Source organism: Sphaerisporangium rufum (assembly GCF_016863395.1).
Classification (GTDB): Bacteria; Actinomycetota; Actinomycetes; order Streptosporangiales; family Streptosporangiaceae; genus Sphaerisporangium; species Sphaerisporangium rufum.
Genome location: NZ_BOOU01000036.1, coordinates 224401 through 247072, shown reverse-complemented (window position 1 = coordinate 247072; position 22672 = coordinate 224401). Strand labels below are relative to the sequence as shown.

The window sequence follows — 22672 nt, the reverse complement described above, 5'->3', positions numbered from 1 at the left end:
CCTGAACCCGCGAGCGACAGCGAGCCAGACAATAGCGAGCCAGACAATACAGTGGATGTATGCCTGAGCTTCCGGAGGTGGAGTCGCTGGCCGGGTTCCTGCGCGAGCGCGCGGTGGGCCGGGCGGTGGCCGGGGTGGACGTGGTGGCGTTCCAGGCGCTGAAGACGGTGTCGCCGCCGGTGACGTCGCTGGCCGGGCTGACCGTGACGGCGGTGGCCCGGCACGGCAAGTTCCTGGACCTCGACTGTGACGGCATCCACCTGGTCGTCCACCTGGCCCGCGGCGGATGGCTGCGCTGGCGGGACGATCTGACCGGCGCCCGTCCGGTCCGGCCAGGGAAGGGGCCGCTCGCGGTCCGCGTCCGCTTCGCCCCGGGGGACGACGGCGCGGCGCCGGGGTTCGAGCTGACCGAGGCCGGCACCCAGAAGCGGCTGGCGGTCTATGTGGTGACCGATCCGGCCCAGGTGCCGGGGGTGGCGGGCCTCGGCCCGGATCCGCTCGCCCCGGAGTTCACCCCGGAGGTGCTCGGCCGCATCGTCGGTGGCAGCCGGACCCAGATCAAGGGCCTGCTGCGCGACCAGAAGGTGATCGCCGGCATCGGCAACGCCTACTCCGACGAGGTGCTGCACGCGGCGCGCATGTCGCCCTTCAAGATCGCGGGTTCGCTGGACGAGGAGGGGGTCGCCCGGTTGCACGAGGCGATCGTCGGCACGCTGCGGTCCGCGATGGAACGCGCGCGCGGCATCGCCGCCCGGGACCTGAAGAGCGAGAAGAAGTCCGGCCTGCGGGTGCACGGACGTACCGGCCAGCCGTGCGAGGTGTGCGGCGACACCATCCGCGAGGTCTCCTTCGCCGACTCCTCCCTGCAGTACTGCCCGACCTGCCAGACCGGTGGCAAACCCCTGGCCGACCGCCGCCTTTCCCGCCTCCTGAAGTAGATGGCGCGCTCGGGGTGCCGGGCGATGGACAATGGGGGGCATGGTGGTGCCTGAGGTCGACGCCGGTGCGGTTCCCGATGACGTGTTCCTGCTCGACGTGCGCGAGCCCGACGAGTGGGCGGCCGGGCATGCCCCGGACGCGGTGCACATCCCGCTCGGCGCGTTGCAGGGGCGGGTGGCGGAGCTTCCGGCGGGGGTGCCGGTCTACGTGGTGTGCCGGGTCGGCGGACGTTCGGCGCAGGCGGTGGCGTGGCTCAACCACGTGGGCCGGGAGGCGGTGAACGTGGGCGGGGGCATGCGCTCGTGGGCCGCCGCGGGCCGGCCGGTGGTCGCCGAGCACGGGGGGCGGCCCTTCATCGCGTAGCCGTCGGGTGTAATAATCCGATCAAAATCCATACCGCGGGAGCTCGGGCGTCACCGGGCTGAGAGGGCGGTTCCCGGCTGTTGCCGGGCGTGCCGCCGACCGCCGAACCTGTCCGGATAATGCCGGCGTAGGGAGTGTGCGATGGCGGCCGCCGCCGACGAAGTCCCGCTGACCCTCGACCAGGCTCCGCCGCAGAGCCTGGGGGTGTTCGACCAGGGCGCGTTCTGGGCCAATCTCGGGGTGAGCCTTCTCGGGTTCTCCGGGGCGCTGTATCTGCTGGAGCCGCCCGGGTCCGCCGGGCCGCTGGCCGTGCCGGCCGCGGTGCTGGCCGCGGTGATCGGCAGCCTGGTCGGCACCGTGATGGTCGGGCTGGCCGCGGTGCCCGGCGCCCGCACCGGGGCGCCGGCGATGGTGCTGCTGCGCGGCCTGTTCGGCGCCCGGCTGTCGTACCTGCCGACCGTGCTGAACATCGTGCAGATGCTCGGCTGGGGCGCCTTCGAGCTGTGGGTGATCGCCACCGCGGCCGGTGCGATCTTCGGGGATGCGGTGCCCTATCCGGTGTGGGTCGTGGCGGCCGGCGTGCTGACCGTCGCGCTGACGATCCGGCCGCTCGGCGCGATCCGGCTGCTGCGCCGGTTCGTGACGGCGGGGGTGGTGGTGGCGATGGTGTGGCTGGCGGTGGCGCTGGTCCGGGAGCGGCCGGACCTCGCCGGCGGCGACTGGCACGCCTTCGCCGCCGCGACGGACTACGTGATCGCGCTGTCGGTCTCCTGGGTGCCGGTGGCGGCGGACTACGCGCGCCACTCCCGCTCCGGCCGGGCCGCGTTCACCGGCGTCGTCTGGGGATACACGATCGCCCAGGTCGCCTGTCTGGTGCTCGGCATCGTCGCGCTGCGCCTGGTCGCCGGGGACGCCGGCCGGGTGTGGGACGCCTTCCTCGCGGTGCCGCTCGGCGCGCTGTTCTTCGGCGTGCTGGTGCTGCGGGAGGCCGACCAGTCGTTCGCGAACGTCTACTCCACCGCGATGTCCCTGCAGAATCTGATGCCCCGGGTGGACCGGCGGATCTTCTCCACCGTGATCGGCGTGCTGACCACCGCCGTCGCGCTGCTGGTGGACGTGAACTCCTACGGCGCCTTCCTCTCGGTGATCGGCGCGGTGTTCGTGCCGATGTTCGCGGTGCTGGCCGTCGACTACTTCCTGCTGGGCGGTGCGGCGCGGTGGGACACCTCCGAGCGGGCGCCGTCGCGCTGGGCGATGACGGTGCCGTGGCTGCTCGGCTTCGCCGCCTACTGGCTGGTCACCGCGACCTCCACCGTGACCTGGTGGGACGGGATCTGGGCGGCGGCGCGCGAGGCGCTCGGGTTCCACCGGCAGGACTGGATGAACGCGGCGCTGGCCGCGTTCCTGGTGGCCGGGCTGCTCACCCTGCTCGCCGGGCGGGTGGCCCGGCCGGGCGGCGGGGCGGCGCGTCCGGCGGGCGAGCCCGGCGAGGTGGGCGCGGCCCGCTGACCGCGCCGGACCGGTTCAGCTCAGCGCGCCTTCCAGGCGCAGCAGGAGTTCCTTGGCGGCCGGCGGGCCGGCGTAGCCGCCCGGCCGGCCGGGGGACTCGACCGCCCGGTGGCACGGGACGATCACGCAGACCGGGTTCTCCACCAGGGCGTTGCCGACCGCGCGCAGCGCCTGGGGCCGGCCGATGCGCTGCGCGATGTCCTGGTGTGTGGTGACGCTCCCGTAGGGCACCGACATGGTCATCTGCAGGACGGTGCGGGCGAACGGCGTGGCCAGCCGGAGGTCGACCGGGACGGTGAAGGCGCGGAGCCGTCCGGCGAAGTAGGCGTCGAGCTCGCGCCGTACCGGGTCCAGGCGTCGCGGGTCGGGGCCGATGAACGATCCGATCTCCCGGGTGACGCGGGCGAAGACCACGTGCTCGTTCTGCAGGCTGCACGCCGCGATCCCGCGGGCGGTGACCGCGAGCGCCAGCGGGCCGGCCGGGGTCTCGGTGGTCCCGAACGCGATCTCCGGTGGGGTCTCGCCTACGTAACCCCGCGCGGTCACCCGTACCAGGGCTTCGAGATCCCCTGCCGTCATACCGCGCACCCCTCTCGCCCGCTATCGGCAGCGTAACCCAGCGCGGGCGGCACGACGGTCGCCCTCGCCGCGCCGGCCGGCCATGTCGCGCCGATCAGGCCGCCGATCGGCCGCGATGCCGGCGCCGGCCGGGCGGGGCCGTGGCATGAGAGTGGCATGAGAGGGGCGCGGGGATGGCCGGGCGGACGATTGTTCCGATGGGGCGGGCCAAAGTGCCCGGGACGCCGCGCAAAACCGGGCACCATGGGGGCATGAGTGACGACATGGGAGAGAACGCCGATGACGGTGTCGCCCGCGCTGTCCTCGCCAGCTCCGCCAACGCCGTCGTGGCGCTCGACCGCGATCTCACCGTGCTGCTGTGGAACCCGGCGGCGGAGCGGTTGTTCGGCCGGCCGGCCGCCGAGACGGTCGGGCGCCGGGCGGCCATCGTCCCGGAGGATCTGGTGGCCGAGCAGAACGCCGTGCTGGAGCGGGTGCGCACCGGAGGCGGCCCGGTCTCGCTGCGCACCCGGCGGCTGCGCGGCGACGGGACGCCGGTCGAGGTGGGCGTGGACGTCAGCGCCCTGCGTTCGGCGGGCGGCGCGCTGCTCGGATACGTCACCGTCTACCACCCGGCCGGTGAGGACACCGCCGCCCGGGAGCGCGGGGCGCGGCGGGCGATGCTCGTCCGGCGGCTCACCGACGTGGTCGCCGACATCAACGCCGAGCTGGAGCTTTCGCCGGTGCTGGACCGCATCGCGGCGAGCCTGACCGAGCTGACCGGCGCCGACGCGGGCGGCTTCGTGCTCATCGAGGACGAGAAGGTGCGGCTGGTCAGCACGCACGGACTGCCCGGCGGCCTGCGCGGCGCCACGGCCGACCTGCGGGACAGCCTGGTGGGCAAGCTGCTGCGCACCGGGAAGACGGTGCTGCTGGAGACCGGGGACCAGGCCGTGCTGGACGAGCTGATCTGGTCGCGGCTGCCCGGCCTGCACACGATCGCGCTGGGGGCGGCCGCGGTGGGCGGCCGGCCGTACGGCGCCCTGTACGCGCTGTTCGCCACCGGTGCGGCCGGGCACGTCGAGCTGGAGCTGCTGGAGCTGCTGGCCGGGCACGCCGGCATCGCCCTCGGCAACGCGATGGCCTACCAGGATGCGGTGCGGCAGCGGGCGCACGAGCGCGCCGTGGTCGACGCCAGCGCGGACGGGGTCGCGGTGCTGGGCGGCGACGGGCTGGTCCGGCAGTGGAACCCGGCGGCCGAGGAGCTGACCGGGGTGCGGGCCGCCGAGGTGATCGGCCGGCCGCCGCCGTTCCCGCTGCCCGAACCCGGCGCGAAACTCACCACCCGGCTGGCCTGCGGCCGCTGGCTGGACGTGGTCGGTGCGGAGATCGACGAGACCGCCGAGCTGGTGGTCGACTTCCGGGACGTCACCCGGGCCAAGGAACTGGAGGAGGCCAAGGACCTGTTCCTGGCGACGACCGGCCACGAGCTGCGCACGCCCATCACGGTGGTGCAGGGGTTCGCCGGCACCCTGGACGCCCGCTGGGACAAGCTCTCCGACGGTGAGCGGCGCTCGGCGGTGCGGACCATCGCCGAGCGGGCCCGGGCGCTCGGCCAGCTCATGGACCACCTGCTGCTCGGCGCGCAGGCGGGCAGCCAGGAGTTGAAGGTCCGGATGGCGAGTTTCGACCTGGGCGAGCGGGTGCGTGCCGCCACGCTCGGCATGCCGGTCCTGTCCGCCCGGCACCGGGTCGAGGTGGACATTCCCCGCGATCTTCCGTTGGCCGACGGGGATGCGCTGGCCACCGATATCCTGCTCGGCCAGCTTCTGGAGAACGCCTTCAAGTATTCGCCGGACGGGGGGCTGATCCGCGTGCTCGCGTGGTCGGAGGGAGACCGGGTGGTACTCGTGGTGGACGACGAGGGGGTGGGGATCCCGCCGGCGGACCGCGAGCGGGTCTTCGACCGGTTCGTCCAGGCCGACAGCGGTGACCGCCGCCGGTTCGGCGGGGTGGGGCTCGGGCTTTACATCGCCCGTTCGCTGGCCCGGGCCCAGGGCGGCGAGGTGACCGCGCATCCGCGGCCGGGCGGCGGGACCCGGATGAGGTTCACCCTGCGCGCCGCCGGCGCCCATATCGGATCCGACACACCGAGCCGGTAACGGGCTGGTCACAGAGGTGTTCGCCTATCGTCGAGATCGGGCAAGCAATGATCGCCGCGCGGTTTCCAGAACCATCGAACGGGGCATTTCGGTCGTACTGGGATGTGTTTTCCGCACGGGGAACTGCAGGAGAACGGGGAAGTGAGGGCGTCGTGCTGCTGCCGTATGCGCCGACCAGCGTCGCCGTCGCGCGCCGGCGTCTCAGCGCCGATCTGGAGGCATGGGGGGTCTTCGCGGCGGCCATCGAGGACGCCGTGCTGGTGGTGAGCGAGCTGCTGAGCAATGCCCTGCGTCACGCCCATCCACTGCCGTCCGGGCAGATCATGGCCAGCTGGGACTGGTCGGGCGAGCGGCTGGAGGTCACGGTCAGCGACGGGGGCGCGGCCACCGAGCCGCGCGCCGGACGCCCCGCGCTCTCCTCTCTCGGCGGGCGTGGGCTCGGCATCGTCGAGTTCCTCGCCGAGCGGTGGGGGGTCCGGCACGACGGCGAGATGACCACCGTGTGGGCGATCCTGCCCGCGCCGGCAGATGTCCTTAATTCGCCGGTCCGGACGCCCGAAATGGGGGCCCTGCGGGAGTGCGGCTGACCGCCCGCTCAGGCGCCGTCAAAGGCGCTGTCCCAGGCGCCGGGTCAGGGCCCGTCACAGGCCGTCCCGGCGGATCGGGCAGGACATGCAGCGCGGGCCGCCCCGGCCGCTGCCGAGCTCGCTGCCGGCGATCCGGATCACCTTGACGCCGGCCGCCTCCAGCCGGGCGTTGGTCTCCACGTTGCGCTCGTAGGCCACCGCCACCCGCGGCGCCAGTGCCAGGGTGTTGTTGCCGTCATCCCACTGCTCGCGCTCGGCGGTCACCGGGTCCAACCCGGTGTCGATGACCTTGACCCGCTCGACGCCCATCGCCTGCGCCGCGGCCGAAAGGAACGGCCGGCGCGGCGCGATGCGCAGCTCGCCCTCCTCGTCGCCGGCGGTCACCGTATACGCCTGCAGCGAGTACGCGACCGGCGGATACATCACCACGGTGTCCACGTCGACCATGGTGCAGATCGTGTCCAGGTGCATGGTCGCCCGCTGCTGGGCGATCGGCACCGCCAGCACCGTGTGCGCCAGACCGGCCCAGATGACCCGCCGGCAGAGCCGCTCGACCCCGGCGGGCGTGGTCCGCTCCCCGGTGCCCACCGCGATGACGCCCGGCGCCATCAGCAGCACGTCACCGCCCTCAACGTGCTCCAGCCAGGGCTCGTACAGGTGCCGGACGCCGGCGAACCGCGGGTGGTGGGTGTAGATCAGCCGGGTGAGCGAGCTCTCCCGGGTGCGCGCGGGCATGGCCAGGCTGGTCACCGCCACCTGGTCGCCGATCCACACGCTGGAGTCCCGGGTGAACAGCAGGTTGGGCAGCGGGTCGATGACGAAGTCGTGCCGGTCCATCAGGTCGTAGACGAGCCCGCGCCCGGTCTTCAGCTCCTCGCGGGCGAGCCCGGCGACGAGCGTCTGGGTGAGCACCTCGGGGTCCAGGTCCGCCAGGTGCCGCCGGGTGAGCTCGGCGAGCCGGTCGCCGAGCTGCCGTTCGGCCAGCACCGAGGGGATGATCTCTTCCCGGGCCGCCTCGTACTCCAGGGTGTCCTGCAGCAGCTCGGTGAGGTAGAGCACCTCGACGTCGTGGTCGCGCAGCGCCTGCGCGAACGCGTCGTGCTCCTCTTGGGCCCGGCCGACCCACGGGATGCCGTCGAAGAGCAGCTTGTCGCTGTTGCGCGGCGTGAGTCGCTTGAGCTCCGGCCCGGGCCGGTGCAGCATGACCGTCCGCAGCCGTCCGACCTCGCTGTCGGCACCGTTCATCGATCGACCTTCCCGTGGTGGCGGCGCTCGGGTGGCGGCGCTCCGCCGGAACACTACGTCTAACCACGGTAACGGTGCACAATCCCTCGAAGAGGTACGAGGTGCACAAACCACGCAGGGGGCGTGGTGCTAGCGGGACAGCCTGCCCACCAGGGTGATGGCGCCGACGACCACGGCACCGATCACGGCCACCACGACCAGCAGCTTCAGGATGCCGAAGAGTGCCGGAAGCAGCAGTCCGAACACCACGTAGAGCGCCAGCAGGACGCCGAGGATGGAAAGCACGATGCGGGCCATAGGCCGAAGGTACGTCGTTCCGCCGCCGGATGCGCGGCTTTGTTCGATCGACGTCCGGATCGTGATTTTCCGGGGTGCACCAGTGGTCCGGGCCTATCTCCGGCGAGGGCCGGGCCGATTCCTTACCGGGTGGTGACGGATCGGCCGGGGCGCGGGACCGCGGCGACCGGCGGGGTAGGGTGCCGCAGGTGAGCGTGACGTCCCGGCCCCGCATCCTGGTGGTCGACGACGACCCGACCGTGGCCGAGGTCGTGGTCCGATACCTCGAACGAGACGGCTATGCCGTCGACAGCGTCGGCGACGGCGCCGAGGCGCTGCGCCGCGCCCTGGCCGACCCGCCCGATCTGGTGGTGCTGGACCTGATGCTGCCCGGCATGGACGGCCTGCAGGTCTGCCGGCGGATCCGGGAACGCCGCCCGATCCCGGTGATCATGCTCACCGCGCTCGGCGAGGAGATCGACCGGGTCATGGGCCTGGAGACCGGCGCCGACGACTACGTCACCAAGCCGTTCAGCCCGCGCGAGCTCGCCCTGCGCGTGCAGTCGGTGCTGCGGCGGGCCAAGGGCTCCCTGGTCACCGGCGGCACCGGCGTGCTGCGCGACGGCGACCTGCTGGTCGACGTGGGCGCGCACGAGGCCCGGCTCGGCGGCCGCGAGCTCACCCTCACCGCCCGCGAGTTCGACCTGCTCGCCCACCTCATGCGCAACCCACGGCAGGCGTTCAGCCGGGCCGCGCTGCTGGACCAGGTGTGGGGGTGGTCGTTCGGCGACACCTCGACGGTCACCGTGCACGTCCGCCGGCTGCGGGAGAAGATCGAGGGCGATCCGACCGCGCCGCGCCGCATCGTCACCGTGTGGGGCGTCGGCTACCGCTACGAGCCGGTGGACGCGGCGGCATGATCATCCAGATCGTCGCGGTCACCGCCGGTCTCGGCCTGCTGGCCGGCGGGTTCGGCCTCGCCGTGCTGCAGGTGCTACGCGGCCGGTCCATCGCGATCATGATGGCGGTCGTCGCGGTGGTCACCGTGGCGGCCACCCTGGCCGGGGTGGTGGTCATCACCATCGAGATGATCATCGAGGAGCACTCCCAGAACATCGTGCTCACCGTGGTCGCCATCGCCGGCCTGGTCGGCCTGGGCATCGCCATGATCGTCGCCCGGCAGGTGGTCGCGGCCAGCCGACGGCTGGTGGCGGCGGTCGAGGCGGTGACGCCGTCCCGGGACTACGTCCGGCCGTCCGGCCGGCTGCCCGCCGAGCTGGCCACCATCTCCGAGGCCCTGGCGCAGGCCTACGAGCGGCTGCGGGAGGGGCGCGAGCGGGAGCGGGCCCTGGAGGGCGCGCGGCGCGAGCTGGTCGCCTGGGTCAGTCATGACCTGCGCACCCCGCTCGCCGGCATGCGCGCCATGGTGGAGGCGCTGGAGGACGGCGTGGTGAGCGACGGCGCCACCGTCCGCCGCTACCACGAGCAGATCCGGCTGGAGGTCGAGCGGCTCGCGCACATGGTGGACGACCTGTTCGAGCTGTCGCGCATCCACGCGGGCGCCCTGCGGCTGTCGCCCCGGCGGATCGGCCTCGGCGACCTGGTCGCCGACGCGCTGGCCGGGGTGGAGGCCCTGGCCCTGGCCAAGGGCGTGCGGCTGGCCGGCGAGGCCGAGCCGGTGCTCCCGGTGTACGCCGACGCCGCCGAGCTGGGGCGGGCCGTGCGCAACCTGGTCGTCAACGCGATCCGGCACACCCCCGCCGACGGCACCGTGCTGGTGCGGGCGGTCGCCGACACCGGTGCCGGCGCGGTACGCCTGTCGGTGGCCGACGGCTGCGGCGGGATCCCCGAGGAGGACCTGCCGCGAGTGTTCGACGTGGCGTTCCGCGGTGAGGCCGCCCGCACGCCGGGGCCGGACGGCGGCGCGGGGCTCGGCCTGGCCATCACCCGCGGCATCGTCGAGGCGCACCAGGGTGCCGTCGAGGTGGCCAACGAGGGCGCCGGCTGCCGCTTCGAGATCACCCTCCCCGCCTTGAGCTGACGCCCGACCGGCCCACGGCGGGCAGCTCGCGGGTGCCGGTCGGCCCGGCCGCGTGGCTCCCGCCCGCCCGGCCGCCGGCGGACGCGGCGGCGGAGCCGCCACCGGGTGCGACGTGGGCGCCGGGGCCGCCGGGCAGGGTGTGGGCGCCGGGACCGCCGGGCGCGGTGTGGGCGCCGCCGGGTGCGGCGTGGGCTCCGGCGCCGCCGGGTAAGGCATGGGCTCCGCCGCCGGGCGCGCGCCCTCGGACGCCACGCCGGCCGGTGCCCGGCGCCCGCCCCTGCGGTGCGGGCCCCCCGGGCGCGTCCCAGGAGGGCAGGGTGGCCAGCGCCTCGGCCATCGCCCGGAACGTCGGGCAGGGCCAGCGCCACATGCAGCTGCGGCAGCGCAGGATCGGCCGGGCGGCGGCACCGCCGGCACCCCCCGCGTCCCGCGGCTGGTGCAGATCGAGCAGGCGCAGGCTCAGCTCGGTGAAGCACAGCAGCTCGCGCCGCGCGCCGGCGAGCGTGTCGAGGTCGTCCACCGACAGCCGGGTGCGGATCGGGACGTAGCCGTCCCGGTTGACCAGGCTCCGGAACGGCCGGGCGGCGTCCCCCCAGGCGCGCGCCCGCTCGGTTCGGACCAGGATGCCCTCCAGCCGCTCGCGCAGGTGCCGCCGCCGCGGCTCCTCGGCCGTCTCACTGTTCATCGTCGAAGTTCATCGGTGTCGTCAGACCCGGCGCGCCACGCCCGCCCATCGCCTGCGAGCGGACGCGCGGCCGCCGGGCCGCCCCCCTTTCCGGCCGGGCCGGTGTCACATGGCGTCAAGCTTCGCCTACTCAGCGTTTCGATGGGGTGGAAACAGGGAACAAAGGGCTGACGACTCTTCGGGTATCGCGGAGAACGTGACCCGGGGCCGGTACGGCGCTAGTGTGCCCGCTGTGGAGCTCAAGGTCTCGACTCGATCACATGCCGGCCACGCCATCTTGGCGGTGACCGGCGAAATCGACCTCTACACGGCCCCGCGCCTGCAGGCGGAGTTCGCCCGCCTGCTGGAGACCGGGCCGGAGCGAGTGGTCATCGACATGTCCGGCGTGGAGTTCTGCGACTCGACCGGCATGAACGTCCTGCTGTCCGCGCTCAAGCGCATGCGAGAACGCGGCGGCGTGCTGGAGGTGGCCGCGCCACGCCCGGCCGTCCGCAAGATCCTGCAGGTGACCGGGCTGGACTCGGTCTTCACCGTGTACGACGCGATACCGGCGGAGTTGCTCACCGCCGAGCATCCGGGCTAGCTTCGCCGCCACAGCAGGGACGAGCATCCGGGCCGGCGCCGCACGGCCGGCCCGCGAACCGGACGAGGAGCGATGAGCGACCCATCGATGCGGCCGGACACCGCCGTGATCATCCCGGCCAAGGACGAGGCCGGGCGGATCGGCGCCACGGTGGCCGCGGCGCTGGCCATTCCCGGCGTCGACCTGGTCGTGGTGGTCGACGACGGCTCGTCCGACGCCACCGGCCGGGTGGCGCGCGCGTCGGGCGCGCGGGTCGTCCGGCACAGCCGCAACCGCGGCAAGGCCGCCGCCATGGAGACGGGCGCCGAGGCGGTCGCCCTGCTGGACGGCGAGGCGCCGCCCCGCCACCTGCTCTTCCTGGACGCCGACCTGGCCGGCACCGCCGGGCGGGCCGCGCCGCTGGTCGAGCCGGTCCGGGACGGGAAGGCCGACATGACCATCGCGGTGTTCGCCACCCGGGTGAAGCTCGGCGGGCACGGCCTGGTGGTCCGGCTGGCCCGCGAGGGCATCCGGCGCGCCACCGGCGGCTGGGCGCCCGCCCAGCCGCTGAACGGCCAGCGCTGCCTGACCCGGGAGGCCTTCGAGGCCGCCCGGCCGCTGGCCCACGGCTTCGGCGTGGAGACCGCCCTGTCCATCGACCTGGTGCGCAAGGGGTTCCGGATCACCGAGGTCGAGGTCGAGATGGCGCACCGCGCGACCGGCACCGACCTCCCCGCCCAGTTGCACCGGGCCCGCCAGTTCCGCGACGTCGCCCGGGCACTGGCCGCGCGCGACCCCCGGATCGCCGCCGTGACCTCCCTGGCCCGTCCCCCCCGCTGACCGCCCGCTGACCGCCCGCTGACCGCCGGCTCCGGCCGGGCGGCCGGGTGCGGTCCCCGGGTGATGGGTACCGCCTGCGGGCGGTGGGTGCGCGCTGGGTGAGGCGGGCGTCTGCGGGTGTGCCGTCCGCCCGGACGGGTGGCGAGGTCCCGCCGGTCGGCGAGCGGGTCCGCCGCGCCGCCGGCCGGGTCCGTGCCGCGCGGTGGCACGCGCCGGTCCGCGGGTGTGCTGGAATCGTCCGGTGGATCGTGAGGCCCAGGCGGGCGCCCGCGCGCCGGCGTACGCGGCGGTCGCGGGCGTCGTGCTGAGCGTGCTGGTCACCGTCACCATCGGCCTGCTCGGCCCGTCGGCCGTGGTGCCGGCGCTGCCCGGTCCCGGCGGCCCGCCCTTCTCGCTTGGCGTCCGGCCGCCCGCGCACCTGGTGATCGGCCTGGAGGTGGCGGCGATCGTCCTGGGTGCACTCGGGCTGGGCGCCGGGCTGCTCGCCGCCCGCCGCGGCCGGTTGCCCGACCCGCGGTTGCTGGTGGCCGGCGGCTGCCTGGCCGCCGCGGTGCTCGCCTTCCTGCCGCCGTCCGGGTCCGCCGACCACCTGAACTACGCCGCCTACGGGCGGATGGCCGTCCTCGGCCTCGACCCGTACGCCACTGGGGCCGCCGCGCTGTCCGGCGATCCGGTGGCCGATGCCGTGGAGCGGCCCTGGCGGGAGGAGCCCAGCCTGTACGGGCCGGTCGCCACCGCCGGGCAGTGGCTGGCCGGCGCGATCGGCGGCGACTCGGTACGTCTGATCGTCTTCGTGCTCGCGCTGGTCAACGCGGCGGCGTTCGCCGGGACGGCGCTGCTGCTGCACCGGTGGGCCGGCCGCGACCGGCGGCGCCAGGTCCGGGCGGCGCTGCTGTGGGCGGCCAACCCGCTGGTGATCTACCAGCTGGTCGCCGGCATGCACGTCGACACGCTGGCCGTCGCCTTCGTGGTGGCCGCGCTGGCGGCGCACGCCCGGTCGCGCCGGTGGGCGGCCGGGGTGCTGCTCGGCCTGGGCATCGCGGTCAAGGTCACCGCCGGGCTGGTCGCGCTCGGCCCGGCGTGGGCGCTGCGCCGGTCCCCGGCCCGGCTGGCGGTCGTGGCGGGGGCGGCGACCGTCACCGTGGTGGTGGCCTACCTGCTGGCCGGCCCGCACTCGCTGGACCAGGTGCTGTACGCCAGCCGGTCGGTCTCGCTGGCCACGCCGTGGCACCTGGTCAAGCGCGGGCTGCAGGCGGCCTTCGGCCCGGGGGCGTACCAGGCGTGGATCCAGTACGGCTCCTACCTGGTGCTGGCCGGGCTGGCCGCCGTGCTGCTACGCGCGCTGCGCGACCGCCACCTGCCGCCCGGCCCGGCCGATGCCGCGGGCCGCCCGGCCGCACGGCCGGCTGCACGGCCGGCCAGGCTGGGGACGGCGGGGCGGGAGACGGCCGGGGGGGAGATGGCGGGGCGGGAGACGGCCGGGGGGGAGATGGCGGGGCGGGAGGCGGCCTTCGTGGCGGTGGCCGTGGTGGCCGCCTGGCTGTTCGCCACCCCCTACGCGCTGCCCTGGTACGACGGCCTGCTGTTCGCGCTGCTGGCCATGGTGCCGGCCTCGGCACTGGACGGGTTCGCCGCCGCCCGGCTGGCCGTGCTCTCGCTGGCCTACCTGCCGGCCCGCCAGGAGCAGCAGCCGCGGGAGCTCGCCGAATGGCTGGTCAACGTGGTCCGGGCTCAGGTGGTGCCGTCGATCCTGCTGGCGCTGACGATCGCCCTGGTCTGGTGGGCGCTGCGGGCCGGGGCAGCGCCTGGATCGACGCGGCGAGGGTCAGCGGCACCGCGACGGTGAGCGCCATCGCCGGGATCGCGATGCCCGAGTCGTTGACCAGGAACCCGGCCACCGCCGCGGTCAGCACGCCGAACAGCCCGGCCCGCAGCGCCGGCGCCCGAAGGTAGGCCTGGCTGAGCGCGGACGCACCCCACCGCGAGGGCCGGGCCAGCACGAGATAGAGGAACGCCAGCGCGACGATCGACAGCAGGGTGAGCTGCCAGTTGCCGAGCGTGCCCAGCATGGCGCCGAGCTTGCGGCCCACCACCGACGCCGCCGCCCCGTCGATCACCTGCTGGACGAAGGCGCCGAGGTGGGTGCGCCGGTCGGCCGGCCGTAGCCAGTCGGCGACGGCGATCGCGGTGATCAGCGCCGCGCCGGCCACCGCGATCGCGGCGAGCCGGACCGGCGTGACCCGCCGGCCGGTGAGCATCAGGGCGAAGACCGCGAACCCCAGCACGAACGCCGGCACCCCGCCGAAGTCGGCGCCCCAGCCCGGATAGCCGTCCGCGAAGATCGCCAGCAGCCCGTACGCCAGGCAGCCGACCAGGACGGGCCGCCGCCGGCGGTGATCGGCCGTCGCCTGCGCGACCGCGGCCAGGAAGAGCAGGGTGCCGGTCGCGAACACCGCGAAGGCGATGTTGCTGAAGCCGTAGAACCGGCCGCCGGTGACCGGCTCATAGCCGGTGACCGCGTTCACCTGCAGGCGCGAGCCGTTCATCACATCGGCCAGCAGCGCCAGCGAGGTGACCGCGGCCACCACGCCCGGCGGCCCGAGCACGGCCCGGCGCCACGGCCCGGCGAACGCCAGCGTGGTGATCAGCCCGGTGATGGCGCCGATGGTGAGGATCAGCGCCGCCATCGGCCACGGCAGGCTCCACCACGGCACCAGCTGGGCGAGGAAGGTGGACACCGCGACCGACCCGGCGGCCACCGCGACCACCCGGGTGGCGGTGAGCACCCGGGGGCCGCCGCGGCGGCGGCGTACCGCGACGGCGGCCAGGCCGTAGAAGATGATCTGCAGCGCGACGAAGACCGCGAAGAACGGCGCCCGCACCCGCATGAGCACCCGGCTGGCCAGATCGGCGTCGGCCAGCTCGCCGATCATGGCGGCGGTGGCGGCCGGAGCCGGGCCGCCGTTGATCCAGGGCCGCCCCACCACTCCGGCCGGTGCCCGCAGCCCGAGCGCGCCGAGCGCGGTGGCGGTCAGGTCGGTGATGGTGACCAGCGCGTCCTGCCGGGTCGAGGTGGCCGTCAGGTGGCCCCGGCGGTAGGAGTCACCGCCGGGGGCGGGCCCGGCCGCCAGCGCGACGTGCAGGTGGGCGGTGGTGGCGGTGTCGGACGGCCCGGCCAGCAGGACGGTGGTATCCGGCGGCACCCGGGCCAGGATCTCGCCGGCCCGGCGATCGGCGTCCGCCGCCGCGCGGGCCCGCGCCGCCGGCGCCAGGTCGGCGGCCGGGAAGCCCGGAGCGGCGGTCCAGGCGCGGGCCAGGTCGTCCACCTCCGCCGCCACCAACGCGTACCGCTGGAGATCGCCCAGCCCCTCGACGGTGCCGGCGTACCGGTCGATCCTGCCGCTCCGGTCGGCGGCGGCCGGCGCGGCGCCCGGTCCGGCGGCGGCGGTGACGCCGCCCGCGTCATGCACCGCCTGGCCCAGCAGCCCGATCATCGCCTGGTAGGAGGTGGCCGCGTTGAACGACGCCAGATCCGCCCACCCCGGCACGCTCGCCGAGCCGCCCGCCCCGGGCACCGGCGCGGCCGGCCGGGCGCATTCCTGGTCTGGGGTGCCGGCCCGCTGGCCGGCGGAGATCGTCAGCCACCCGGCGGCCGGGCAGGTGCTCGGCCGGTCCGGCCGGGGCAGGGCGCGCACCGACATGGACGCGGCGGCGCCGCGCCCGGCCAGCGCCCACAGGGCGGGCGTGCCGGACGCGCTGAGATCGGCCCACCGCAGGCCCGGCACCCCGATCACCACGACCCGCCCGGCCGGCGCACCGGACCGGCCGGCCGCGGTGGTTCCGGCCGCGGTGGCTTGGGCCGCGGTGGTTCCGGCCGCGGTGGCGACGGACGAGGTGGCCGGGCCTGCGGTGGCGGTGGACGAGGTGGCCGGCGCGATCATGACGGGTGCCGCGGCGGCCGCGGCGGCGCCGCGGGCGGGGGACGCGGCGGCGATGGCCGGAGCCACGGGCGCCGCGATGCCGAGGACGGCCGCCAGCAGCGTGACGGCCCCCCGGAGCCGGCCCCGGCGCGGCGTGCCGTGGGAACGCCGATCGAGGGCCGCGCGAGCGGCGCCACGCATGTTCACCGGAGACCTCGCTTCCCGCCCGCACCTGCACCCGCGCCGCGGCCGTGCCGTCCCAGCAACCCTAGCCGCCGCACCCGCCGCCCTCGCCCGCCCGCCGCCGGAGCGCGGCACCGGGGCGGTGGACCGGGTAACCTGCCGCATCGTGGGGAGCGGTGCGGCGGCCGGACGGCGGTGGTGGGCCTGGGGGCTCGCCCTGCTGGTCATCGGCGTGGCCGCCGCCCCCCTGGTGCGCTACTGGCTGACGAACCCGGGCGACCAGCGGCTGGTCGACCTGGACGTGTACCGCACCGGCGGGGAGAGCGTGCTGCGCGGCCTGCCGGTGTACGAGGCGATCACGCCCGCGCCGCAGCTGCTGCCCTTCACCTACCCGCCGATCGCCGCGCTGCTGGCCGTCCCGCTCGCCGCCCTGTCCTGGCCGGCCGCGCAGTGGGTGTGGACGATCGGGATCTTCGCCTGCCTGGCGGTGACCACCTGGCTCGGCTTCCGCGACCTGGTGGCCCGGCCCGGCCGGCCCGCCTGGGCGGTGCCGCTGCTGTTCGCCGGCGTGACGGCGGCCTTCGTCTACCTGATGCCGATCCGCGACCAGGTGCGCTTCGGCCAGGTGGACATCCTGCTGGTGATGCTGTGCCTGGCCGACTGCGTCGCGCGCCGGCCGTGGTGGCCGCGCGGCCTGCTGATCGGGCTGGCCACCGCGGTCAAGCTCACCCCGGGCGTGTTCCTGGTCTACCTGCTGATCACCGGCTTCGGCCGGGACGGCCGGCCCGAGCAGCGGCGCGCGTTCTTCATGGCCGCCTTCACCGCGGCGCTGCTGACCGTGGCGCCGTTCCTGGTGATCCCCCGGGACGCGGCCGGTTTCTGGTTCTCGGCGCTGCTGGACCCCGAGCGCCTCGGCGCGAACGCGGCCACCACCAACCAATCCATCCGCGGCATGCTGCTGCGGCTGTACCTGCCGGAGTGGCTCACCTCGGCCCTGTGGCTGGTGCTGGCCGGCGCGGTCGCCTGGTACGGCTTCCGGCACGCCCGCCGCGCGCTGCTGGTGGGTGACCGGATGGCGGCGGTGGCGCTCACCGGGCTGATGGCGGTGCTGGTCTCCCCGGTCGCCTGGATCCACCACCTGGCGTGGCTGGTGGTGGTGATCGCGGCGCTGGCCGCCCGGGAGCGGCCGTGGGTGCCGGTGGCGGTCTGGCTGTACTACGTGGTGCCGATCCCCTGGTGGGGGGTGGCGCTGCGTGCCGCGGAGATCCCGGTGCTGAGCCCGGTGGCCGGGCGGGTGGTCCAGGACGCCTTCGGTCTCGGCGCGGCCGGGCTGGTGTGGCTGCTCGCGCGCCGCTCGAGGGACGCTCGGGACGCGGTGGCCGGGCCGGCCCCGGCGGCGGCCGTGCCGGCGGCCGCGAGCCCGCCGAGCAGCGCGGATCCGCCCCGGCCGCCCCGGCCGGCCGGTGACCGATCCTAGATTCTCGGTACAGAACGACCGCTGTTCCGCCGGTGGCCGGCGGTCCCGCCGGTAGCCTGGGGGACATGCCGAAAATCGCCTACCTCGGACCCGAGGGCACCTTCTGCGAGGCGGCGCTGCGCAGCCTCGCCCCAGAGGCCGAGCGGATGCCCAGCGCCAACGTCTCGGCGGCGCTGGCGGCCGCCCGGGCGGGCGAGGCCGACGGCGCCGTCGTCCCGCTGGAGAACTCGGTCGAGGGCGCCATCACGGTCACCCTGGACGAGCTGGCCTGGGGCGGCGCGCTGCTGATCAGTGCCGAGTTGCTGCTCCCGGTCGAGTTCTCCCTGCTGGCCCGGCCCGGCACTGAGATCCCGCACATCAAGCGGGTCTACACCCACCCGGCGGCGATCACCCAGTGCCGGGGGTACCTGGCCCGCGAGCTGCCGGACGCGGTGGTCATCGCCGCCCCGTCCACCGCCGGCGCCGCGCAGGAGGTGTCCATCCCCGGCTCCCCGTACGACGCGGCGATCGGCCCGGCCATCGCCGGCGAGCACTACGGGCTGGTGGAGCTGGCGGCGCGCATCGGCGACCGCGACGACACCGTCACCCGGTTCGTCCTGGTGAACCGGCCCGGCGGGCCGCTGCCCGCGCCGACCGGCGCCGACCGCACGTCCCTGGTGGCCTTCCTGCGCGACGACCACCCGGGCGCGCTGCTGGAGATGCTGAGCGAGTTCGCCGTCCGGGGGGTCAACCTGACCCGCATCGAGTCCCGTCCCACCGGCGACGGCATCGGCCGGTACTTCTTCCACTTCGACGCCGAGGGTCACGTGGCCGAGGCGCGGGTCGGCGAGGCGCTGTCCGGCCTGCACCGGCTGTGCGCGGACGTCCGCTTCCTGGGCAGCTATCCCCGGGCGGACCGGGTGTCGCCGCAGCTGCGGACGGGTACCGCCGAGCCTGACTTCGCCGAGGCGGCGGACTGGCTGGCCCGGGTCCGCTCCGGCGAGGGGTGATCGGCCGGCCCGGGCGCCGTGAGCCGAACGCCGTATCGGGTGCGCGAGCGAGGGCCGGATCTCGGTAGCCTTTGTCACGTGATTGACCTGCGTACCCTTCGTGAGGATCCGGAACGGCTACGGGCGTCGCAGCGCGCCCGCGGCGAGGACGACTCGGTCGTCGACCGGCTGCTGGAGCTCGACGAGCGCCGCCGCGGCGCGCTGAGCGGCTACGAGTCGCTGCGCGCCGAGCAGAAGAACGTCGGCAAGTCCGTTCCGAAGTCCTCCGGGGACGAGCGGGTCGCGCTGCTCGCCCGGGCCAAGACGCTGGCGGCCGAGGTCAAGGGCGCCGAGGCCGAGGCGGAGAAGCTCGCCAGGCAGCTGGACGAGCTGCTGATGGGCGTGCCCAACATCGTGGCCGACGCCCCGGTCGGCGGCGAGGACGACTACGTGGTGCTGGAGGAGGTCGGCGAGCGGCCGGCCTTCGACTTCACCCCGCGCGACCATCTGGAGCTCGGCGAGATGCTCGGCGCGATCGACACCGAGCGCGGCGCCAAGGTGTCCGGCGCGCGGTTCTTCTTCCTGAAGGGCGTGGGGGCCCGGCTGCAGCTCGGCCTGCTGAACATGGCCATGCAGCAGGCGATCGAGGCGGGCTTCGTCCCGATGATCACGCCGGTGCTGCTCAAGCCGGAGGCGATGGCCGGCACCGGGTTCCTCGGCTCGCACGCCTCGGAGGTCTACCGGCTGGAGGCCGACGACCTGTACCTGGTCGGCACCTCCGAGGCTCCGATGGCGGCCTACCACGGCGACGAGATCCTGGACGGCCGGTCGCTGCCGCTGCGGTACGCCGGGTGGTCGTCCTGCTTCCGGCGCGAGGCGGGCTCGTACGGCAAGGACACCCGGGGCATCATCCGGGTCCACCAGTTCGACAAGGTGGAGATGTTCTCCTACTGCCGCCCCGAGGACGCCGCCGAGGAGCACCAGCGGCTGCTGGCCTGGGAGAAGGAGATGCTCGCCAAGGTGGAGCTGCCGTACCGGGTGATCGACACCGCGGCCGGCGACCTGGGGTCGAGCGCGGCGCGGAAGTTCGACTGCGAGGCCTGGCTGCCCAGCCAGAGCCGGTTCCTGGAACTCACCTCGACCTCCAACTGCACCGACTTCCAGGCCCGCCGGCTGTCGGTGCGCTACCGCGACACCGACGAGAAGCCGCGGCACGTCGCCACGCTGAACGGCACCCTGGCGACCACCCGGTGGATCGTGGCCATCCTGGAGAACCACCAGCAGGCGGACGGTTCGGTGGTGGTGCCGGAGGCGCTGCGGCCATATGTCGGGCTGGACCGGCTGGAGCCGCTCGGGTAGGGGTATTTACCCGGCCCAGTAACCCGCCTATTCCAGGAGAAAGGCGGGTTGCTGGCTTTTGTCCGACTTCTCGGAGTCACGCGAAGTAAACAGGGCGATACAACGCGAAAGCGGGGTCCGCTGGACGCGAACCCCGCTTCATGCGTGTCAGTGGATCAGACGGTGCGCACCTGCGACGCCTGGGGGCCCTTCTGCCCCTGGGTCACCTCGAACTCGACGCGCTGGCCGTCCTCGAGGCTGCGGTAGCCGTTGCCGACGATCTCCGAGAAGTGCACGAAGACATCCGGAGCGTCATCGTCCGGGGCGATGAATCCGTAGCCCTTCTCGGCATTGAACCACTTGACGGTTCCCTGAGCCATTAAAGCTCTCCCTGCGATCGATCTTGGGGTTCACACCTCGCGAACCCCGGGTTGTGTCGCACAGCTTCCCGGGGCGGCTCAGACAGTCAAGCTGGTTCTGCACATCGGGTTCAGCTAATACAACGCCACCACATCTAACACTATCGGAGCGCCTTTGTTCCCCCCACTGCCCAGAATCTTTTACTCCCAGGGCTGACAGCCGACCATCCGCCGGGGCAGGGCAAACTAGAGCTTGTTATGGCAAGCCCCAGACTCGTCGCCACCGACCTGGACGGCACCGCGCTGCGCTCGGACGGCACCGTGTCGCCGCGCACCGCCGCGGCGTTCTCGCTCGTCGAGCAGGCGGGCGCCGTCCTGGTGCTCGTCACCGGCCGGCCGCCCCGGTGGATGCGCCAGGTGGCCGCGGCCGTCCGCCACCGCGGCCTGGCCATCTGCGCCAACGGCGCGCTGGTCTACGACCTGCACACCGAGGAGATCGTCGAATCGCACCTCATCGGGACCGACGTGCTCGCCGAGGCGGTCGGCCGGCTGCGCGACCGGCTGCCCGAGCTGAGCTTCTCGGTGGAGTACGAGGGCGGCTTCGCGCACGAGACCGGCTTCGGGCTCGACCGGTGGGACCACGCCGGGCGCACCGGGGCGCGGGTGGGCGCGGCCACCCTGGTCTCCCGGCCGTGCGCCAAGCTGCTGGCCTTCCACCACGGCATGGACCCCGACCTGCTGCACCTGCTCGTCCAGGAGGTGGTGGGCGACCTGCTGACCGCCACCCACTCCAGCGGCCGGGCGCTGATCGAGATGAGCGCCCTCGGCGTGACCAAGGCGACCTCGCTGGAGACGCTGGCCCGGCGCCACCTGATCGGCTCCGGCGAGGTGGTGGCCTTCGGGGACATGCCGAACGACCTGCCGATGCTGGGCTGGGCCGGCACGTCGTACGCGGTGGCGAACGCGCATCCGGACGTGCTGACCGCCGTCACCCACGTGACGGCGGCCAATGACGACGACGGGGTGGCCCTAGTGCTGGAGAAGCTGTACGGCTGACCCCGGCGGAACCGCTAGAGGTACGGGCCGGAGGCCCGGTGCGCGGGCTCATCCTGCTGGGAGAGGCCGCCGGGCAGCGCCCGCCGCATCTGCTCCAGCTGCGCGCGCGCCGCCATCTGCTGGGCGAACAGCGTGGTCTGGATGCCGTGGAACAGGCCTTCCAGCCAGCCGACGAGCTGGGCGTGCGCCACCCGCAGCTCGGCGTCGCTCGGCGGCGGTCCGTCGTCGCTGCCGGTGAACGGCAGGGACAGCCGCTCCAGCTCGTCCACCAGCTCGGGGGCGAGGCCGTCCTCCAGCTCCTTGATGGAACTCTGGTGGATGTCCTTCAGCCGCTTGCGGCTGGCGTCGTCCAGGGGGGCGGCGCGGACCTCCTCGAGAAGCTGACGGATCATGCTGCCGATCCGCATGACCTTCGCGGGCTGCTCGACCAGCTCCGCGACCGAGCGCTCCTCGTGCTCGCCCTTCTCCCCCTCGACGGCGAGGCCGTTCGGCCCCACGACGACGATGTGCGGGGTGCTCTCCTCAGCATTCATGCCATTCAACCTAGCTCACCGCCGACAGCAGGACTTTGCCGATGTGCTCGCCGGACTCGACGATGCGGTGCGCCCGGGCGGCCTGCGCCATCGGGACCACCTCGTGCACCACCGGGCGGATCGCGCCGGCCGCCACCAGCGGCCACACGTTGTCGCGCACGCCCCGGACGATGACCCCCTTCTCCGGCACCGGGCGGCTGCGCAGCGCGGTCGCGTGCACCGAGGCGCGCCGGGCGAGGAGCGCGCCGAGATCCAGCTCGCCCCGGCTGCCGCCCTGCATGCCGATCACCACCAGCCGGCCGCCGGTGTTCAGCGCGGCGACGTTCCGCTGGAGGTACTTCGCGCCGATGATGTCGAGGATGACGTCCGCGCGCACCTTCTCCGCGAAGTCCTCCTCGCGGTAGTTGATCACCTCGTCCGCGCCCAGCTCCCGGCACCGGTCGAGCTTCTCCGCCGAGCCCGCCGTCGCGACCACCCGGGAGCCGAACGCCTTGGCCAGCTGGATCGCGAAGGTGCCGATGCCGCTGCCGCCGCCGTGCACGAGCAGCGTCTCGCCGCGCCGCAGCCGGCCGGTCATGAAGACGTTCGACCAGACGGTGCAGGCGACCTCCGGCAGCGCCGCCGCCTCGACGAGCGGGACGCCCGCCGGGACGGGGAGCACCTGCTCCCATGGCACGGCCACCTTCTCGGCGTACCCGCCGCCGGCCAGCAGCGCGCACACCTCGTCGCCGGCGGCCAGGCCCTCGACGTCCGTGCCCGCCGCCACCACCACACCCGAGCATTCCAGGCCGGGGATCTCCGAGACGCCGGGCGGCGGCGGGTACTGCCCCCGCCGCTGCATGAGGTCGGCCCGGTTGACCCCGGCGGCGGCCACCTCGACCACGACCTCGCCCGGCCCCGGACGGGGGTCGGGCACCTCCCGCCACTCGAGCACCTCTGGTCCACCGGGCCGGGAAACGACGATCGCGCGCATGTGCCCAAACTATCCGGGTAGCCAAGTCGGCGGTTGACCCCGTTCGTCGTGATAGCGGGCGGTAATCTGCAATCTGTTTGCTGCCCCTTTAGCCCAGT

The 22672-nt window shown here is 74.3% G+C and carries 21 protein-coding genes; 14 read left to right on the top strand and 7 right to left on the bottom strand.

What is annotated here, in order from left to right; all coding sequences use genetic code 11:
* Nucleotides 1-59 precede the first annotated feature (59 nt).
* From Sru01_RS13270 to Sru01_RS13260, 3 genes are all read left to right on the top strand, one after another.
* Nucleotides 60-938, top strand: coding sequence for an Fpg/Nei family DNA glycosylase (locus Sru01_RS13270; protein ID WP_203984614.1), 879 nt, complete (start codon nt 60-62; stop codon nt 936-938).
* 31 nt (nt 939-969) lie between these two features.
* On the top strand, nt 970-1302 hold the full coding sequence (locus Sru01_RS13265) for a rhodanese-like domain-containing protein (RefSeq protein ID WP_203984613.1): 333 nt from the start codon (nt 970-972) through the stop codon (nt 1300-1302).
* Between the two features lie 141 nt (nt 1303-1443).
* Complete coding sequence (locus Sru01_RS13260) at nt 1444-2811, top strand: purine-cytosine permease family protein (RefSeq protein ID WP_203984612.1); 1368 nt, start codon at nt 1444-1446, stop codon at nt 2809-2811.
* Between the two features lie 15 nt (nt 2812-2826).
* Here Sru01_RS13260 and Sru01_RS13255 read toward each other — a convergent pair whose 3' ends face one another.
* A complete protein-coding gene (locus tag Sru01_RS13255) occupies nt 2827-3390 on the bottom strand; it encodes a methylated-DNA--[protein]-cysteine S-methyltransferase (RefSeq protein WP_203984611.1) in 564 nt (187 codons plus the stop codon).
* Nucleotides 3391-3641: 251 nt separating this feature from the next.
* Between Sru01_RS13255 and Sru01_RS13250 the strand changes: the two genes are divergently transcribed.
* Nucleotides 3642-5531, top strand: a complete 1890-nt coding sequence (locus Sru01_RS13250; protein ID WP_239137374.1) for a PAS domain-containing sensor histidine kinase — start codon at nt 3642-3644, stop codon at nt 5529-5531.
* A gap of 152 nt (nt 5532-5683) precedes the next feature.
* Complete coding sequence (locus tag Sru01_RS13245) at nt 5684-6118, top strand: ATP-binding protein (RefSeq protein WP_307812014.1); 435 nt, start codon at nt 5684-5686, stop codon at nt 6116-6118.
* Nucleotides 6119-6172: 54 nt separating this feature from the next.
* Here the strand turns inward: Sru01_RS13245 and Sru01_RS13240 are convergent, their stop codons facing one another.
* Both Sru01_RS13240 and Sru01_RS13235 read right to left on the bottom strand, forming a co-directional pair.
* Nucleotides 6173-7363, bottom strand: a complete 1191-nt coding sequence (locus Sru01_RS13240; RefSeq protein WP_203984609.1) for an arginine deiminase — start codon at nt 7361-7363, stop codon at nt 6173-6175.
* Between the two features lie 129 nt (nt 7364-7492).
* Entirely contained in the window at nt 7493-7660 is a 168-nt protein-coding gene (locus Sru01_RS13235) for a hypothetical protein (protein WP_203984608.1), read from the bottom strand.
* 188 nt (nt 7661-7848) lie between these two features.
* On the opposite strand from Sru01_RS13235, the gene Sru01_RS13230 reads away from it, so the two are divergent.
* Nucleotides 7849-8559 (top strand): response regulator transcription factor, encoded by a 711-nt coding sequence (locus Sru01_RS13230; protein WP_239137373.1) that lies wholly within the window; start codon nt 7849-7851, stop codon nt 8557-8559.
* Nucleotides 8556-9680: a sensor histidine kinase gene (locus tag Sru01_RS13225; RefSeq protein ID WP_203984607.1), complete on the top strand. Its 1125-nt coding sequence runs from the start codon at nt 8556-8558 to the stop codon at nt 9678-9680. Before Sru01_RS13230 ends, Sru01_RS13225 begins: the two co-directional genes overlap by 4 nt.
* On the opposite strand, the gene Sru01_RS13220 is transcribed toward Sru01_RS13225, so the two are convergent.
* Nucleotides 9658-10365, bottom strand: a complete 708-nt coding sequence (locus tag Sru01_RS13220) for a hypothetical protein (RefSeq protein WP_203984605.1) — start codon at nt 10363-10365, stop codon at nt 9658-9660. The two genes, Sru01_RS13225 and Sru01_RS13220, sit on opposite strands and share 23 nt — an antisense overlap.
* 232 nt (nt 10366-10597) lie before the next feature.
* On the opposite strand from Sru01_RS13220, the gene Sru01_RS13215 reads away from it, so the two are divergent.
* The 6 genes from Sru01_RS13215 to serS all read left to right on the top strand — a co-directional run bounded on the left by Sru01_RS13215 (nt 10598) and on the right by serS (nt 19674).
* Nucleotides 10598-10948: an STAS domain-containing protein gene (locus tag Sru01_RS13215; protein ID WP_203984604.1), complete on the top strand. Its 351-nt coding sequence runs from the start codon at nt 10598-10600 to the stop codon at nt 10946-10948.
* A gap of 72 nt (nt 10949-11020) precedes the next feature.
* The gene (locus Sru01_RS13210) at nt 11021-11767 is read left to right on the top strand and encodes a glycosyltransferase family 2 protein (RefSeq protein WP_239137372.1); all 747 of its coding nucleotides are present in this window, start codon (nt 11021-11023) and stop codon (nt 11765-11767) included.
* Between the two features lie 241 nt (nt 11768-12008).
* The gene (gene mptB / locus Sru01_RS13205) at nt 12009-13613 is read left to right on the top strand and encodes a polyprenol phosphomannose-dependent alpha 1,6 mannosyltransferase MptB (RefSeq protein WP_239137371.1); all 1605 of its coding nucleotides are present in this window, start codon (nt 12009-12011) and stop codon (nt 13611-13613) included.
* A gap of 2423 nt (nt 13614-16036) precedes the next feature.
* Nucleotides 16037-17347, top strand: coding sequence for a glycosyltransferase 87 family protein (locus tag Sru01_RS13195; RefSeq protein WP_239137370.1), 1311 nt, complete (start codon nt 16037-16039; stop codon nt 17345-17347).
* A 65-nt stretch (nt 17348-17412) separates the two neighbouring features.
* A complete protein-coding gene (pheA, locus tag Sru01_RS13190) occupies nt 17413-18336 on the top strand; it encodes a prephenate dehydratase (protein WP_203984601.1) in 924 nt (307 codons plus the stop codon).
* Between the two features lie 78 nt (nt 18337-18414).
* Nucleotides 18415-19674: a serine--tRNA ligase gene (gene serS / locus Sru01_RS13185; protein WP_203984600.1), complete on the top strand. Its 1260-nt coding sequence runs from the start codon at nt 18415-18417 to the stop codon at nt 19672-19674.
* 155 nt (nt 19675-19829) lie between these two features.
* Here the strand turns inward: serS and Sru01_RS13180 are convergent, their stop codons facing one another.
* The gene (locus Sru01_RS13180; RefSeq protein ID WP_203984597.1) at nt 19830-20033 is read right to left on the bottom strand and encodes a cold-shock protein; all 204 of its coding nucleotides are present in this window, start codon (nt 20031-20033) and stop codon (nt 19830-19832) included.
* 237 nt (nt 20034-20270) lie between these two features.
* Between Sru01_RS13180 and Sru01_RS13175 the strand changes: the two genes are divergently transcribed.
* Nucleotides 20271-21068 carry an HAD family hydrolase gene (locus tag Sru01_RS13175; RefSeq protein ID WP_203984595.1) on the top strand — a complete coding sequence of 266 codons (798 nt, stop codon included), beginning with the start codon at nt 20271-20273 and terminating at the stop codon, nt 21066-21068.
* A 14-nt stretch (nt 21069-21082) separates the two neighbouring features.
* Here Sru01_RS13175 and Sru01_RS13170 read toward each other — a convergent pair whose 3' ends face one another.
* Entirely contained in the window at nt 21083-21601 is a 519-nt protein-coding gene (locus tag Sru01_RS13170) for a bacterial proteasome activator family protein (protein ID WP_203984593.1), read from the bottom strand.
* Between the two features lie 10 nt (nt 21602-21611).
* Entirely contained in the window at nt 21612-22574 is a 963-nt protein-coding gene (locus Sru01_RS13165; RefSeq protein ID WP_203984591.1) for an NAD(P)H-quinone oxidoreductase, read from the bottom strand.
* Nucleotides 22575-22672: the final 98 nt, after the last annotated feature.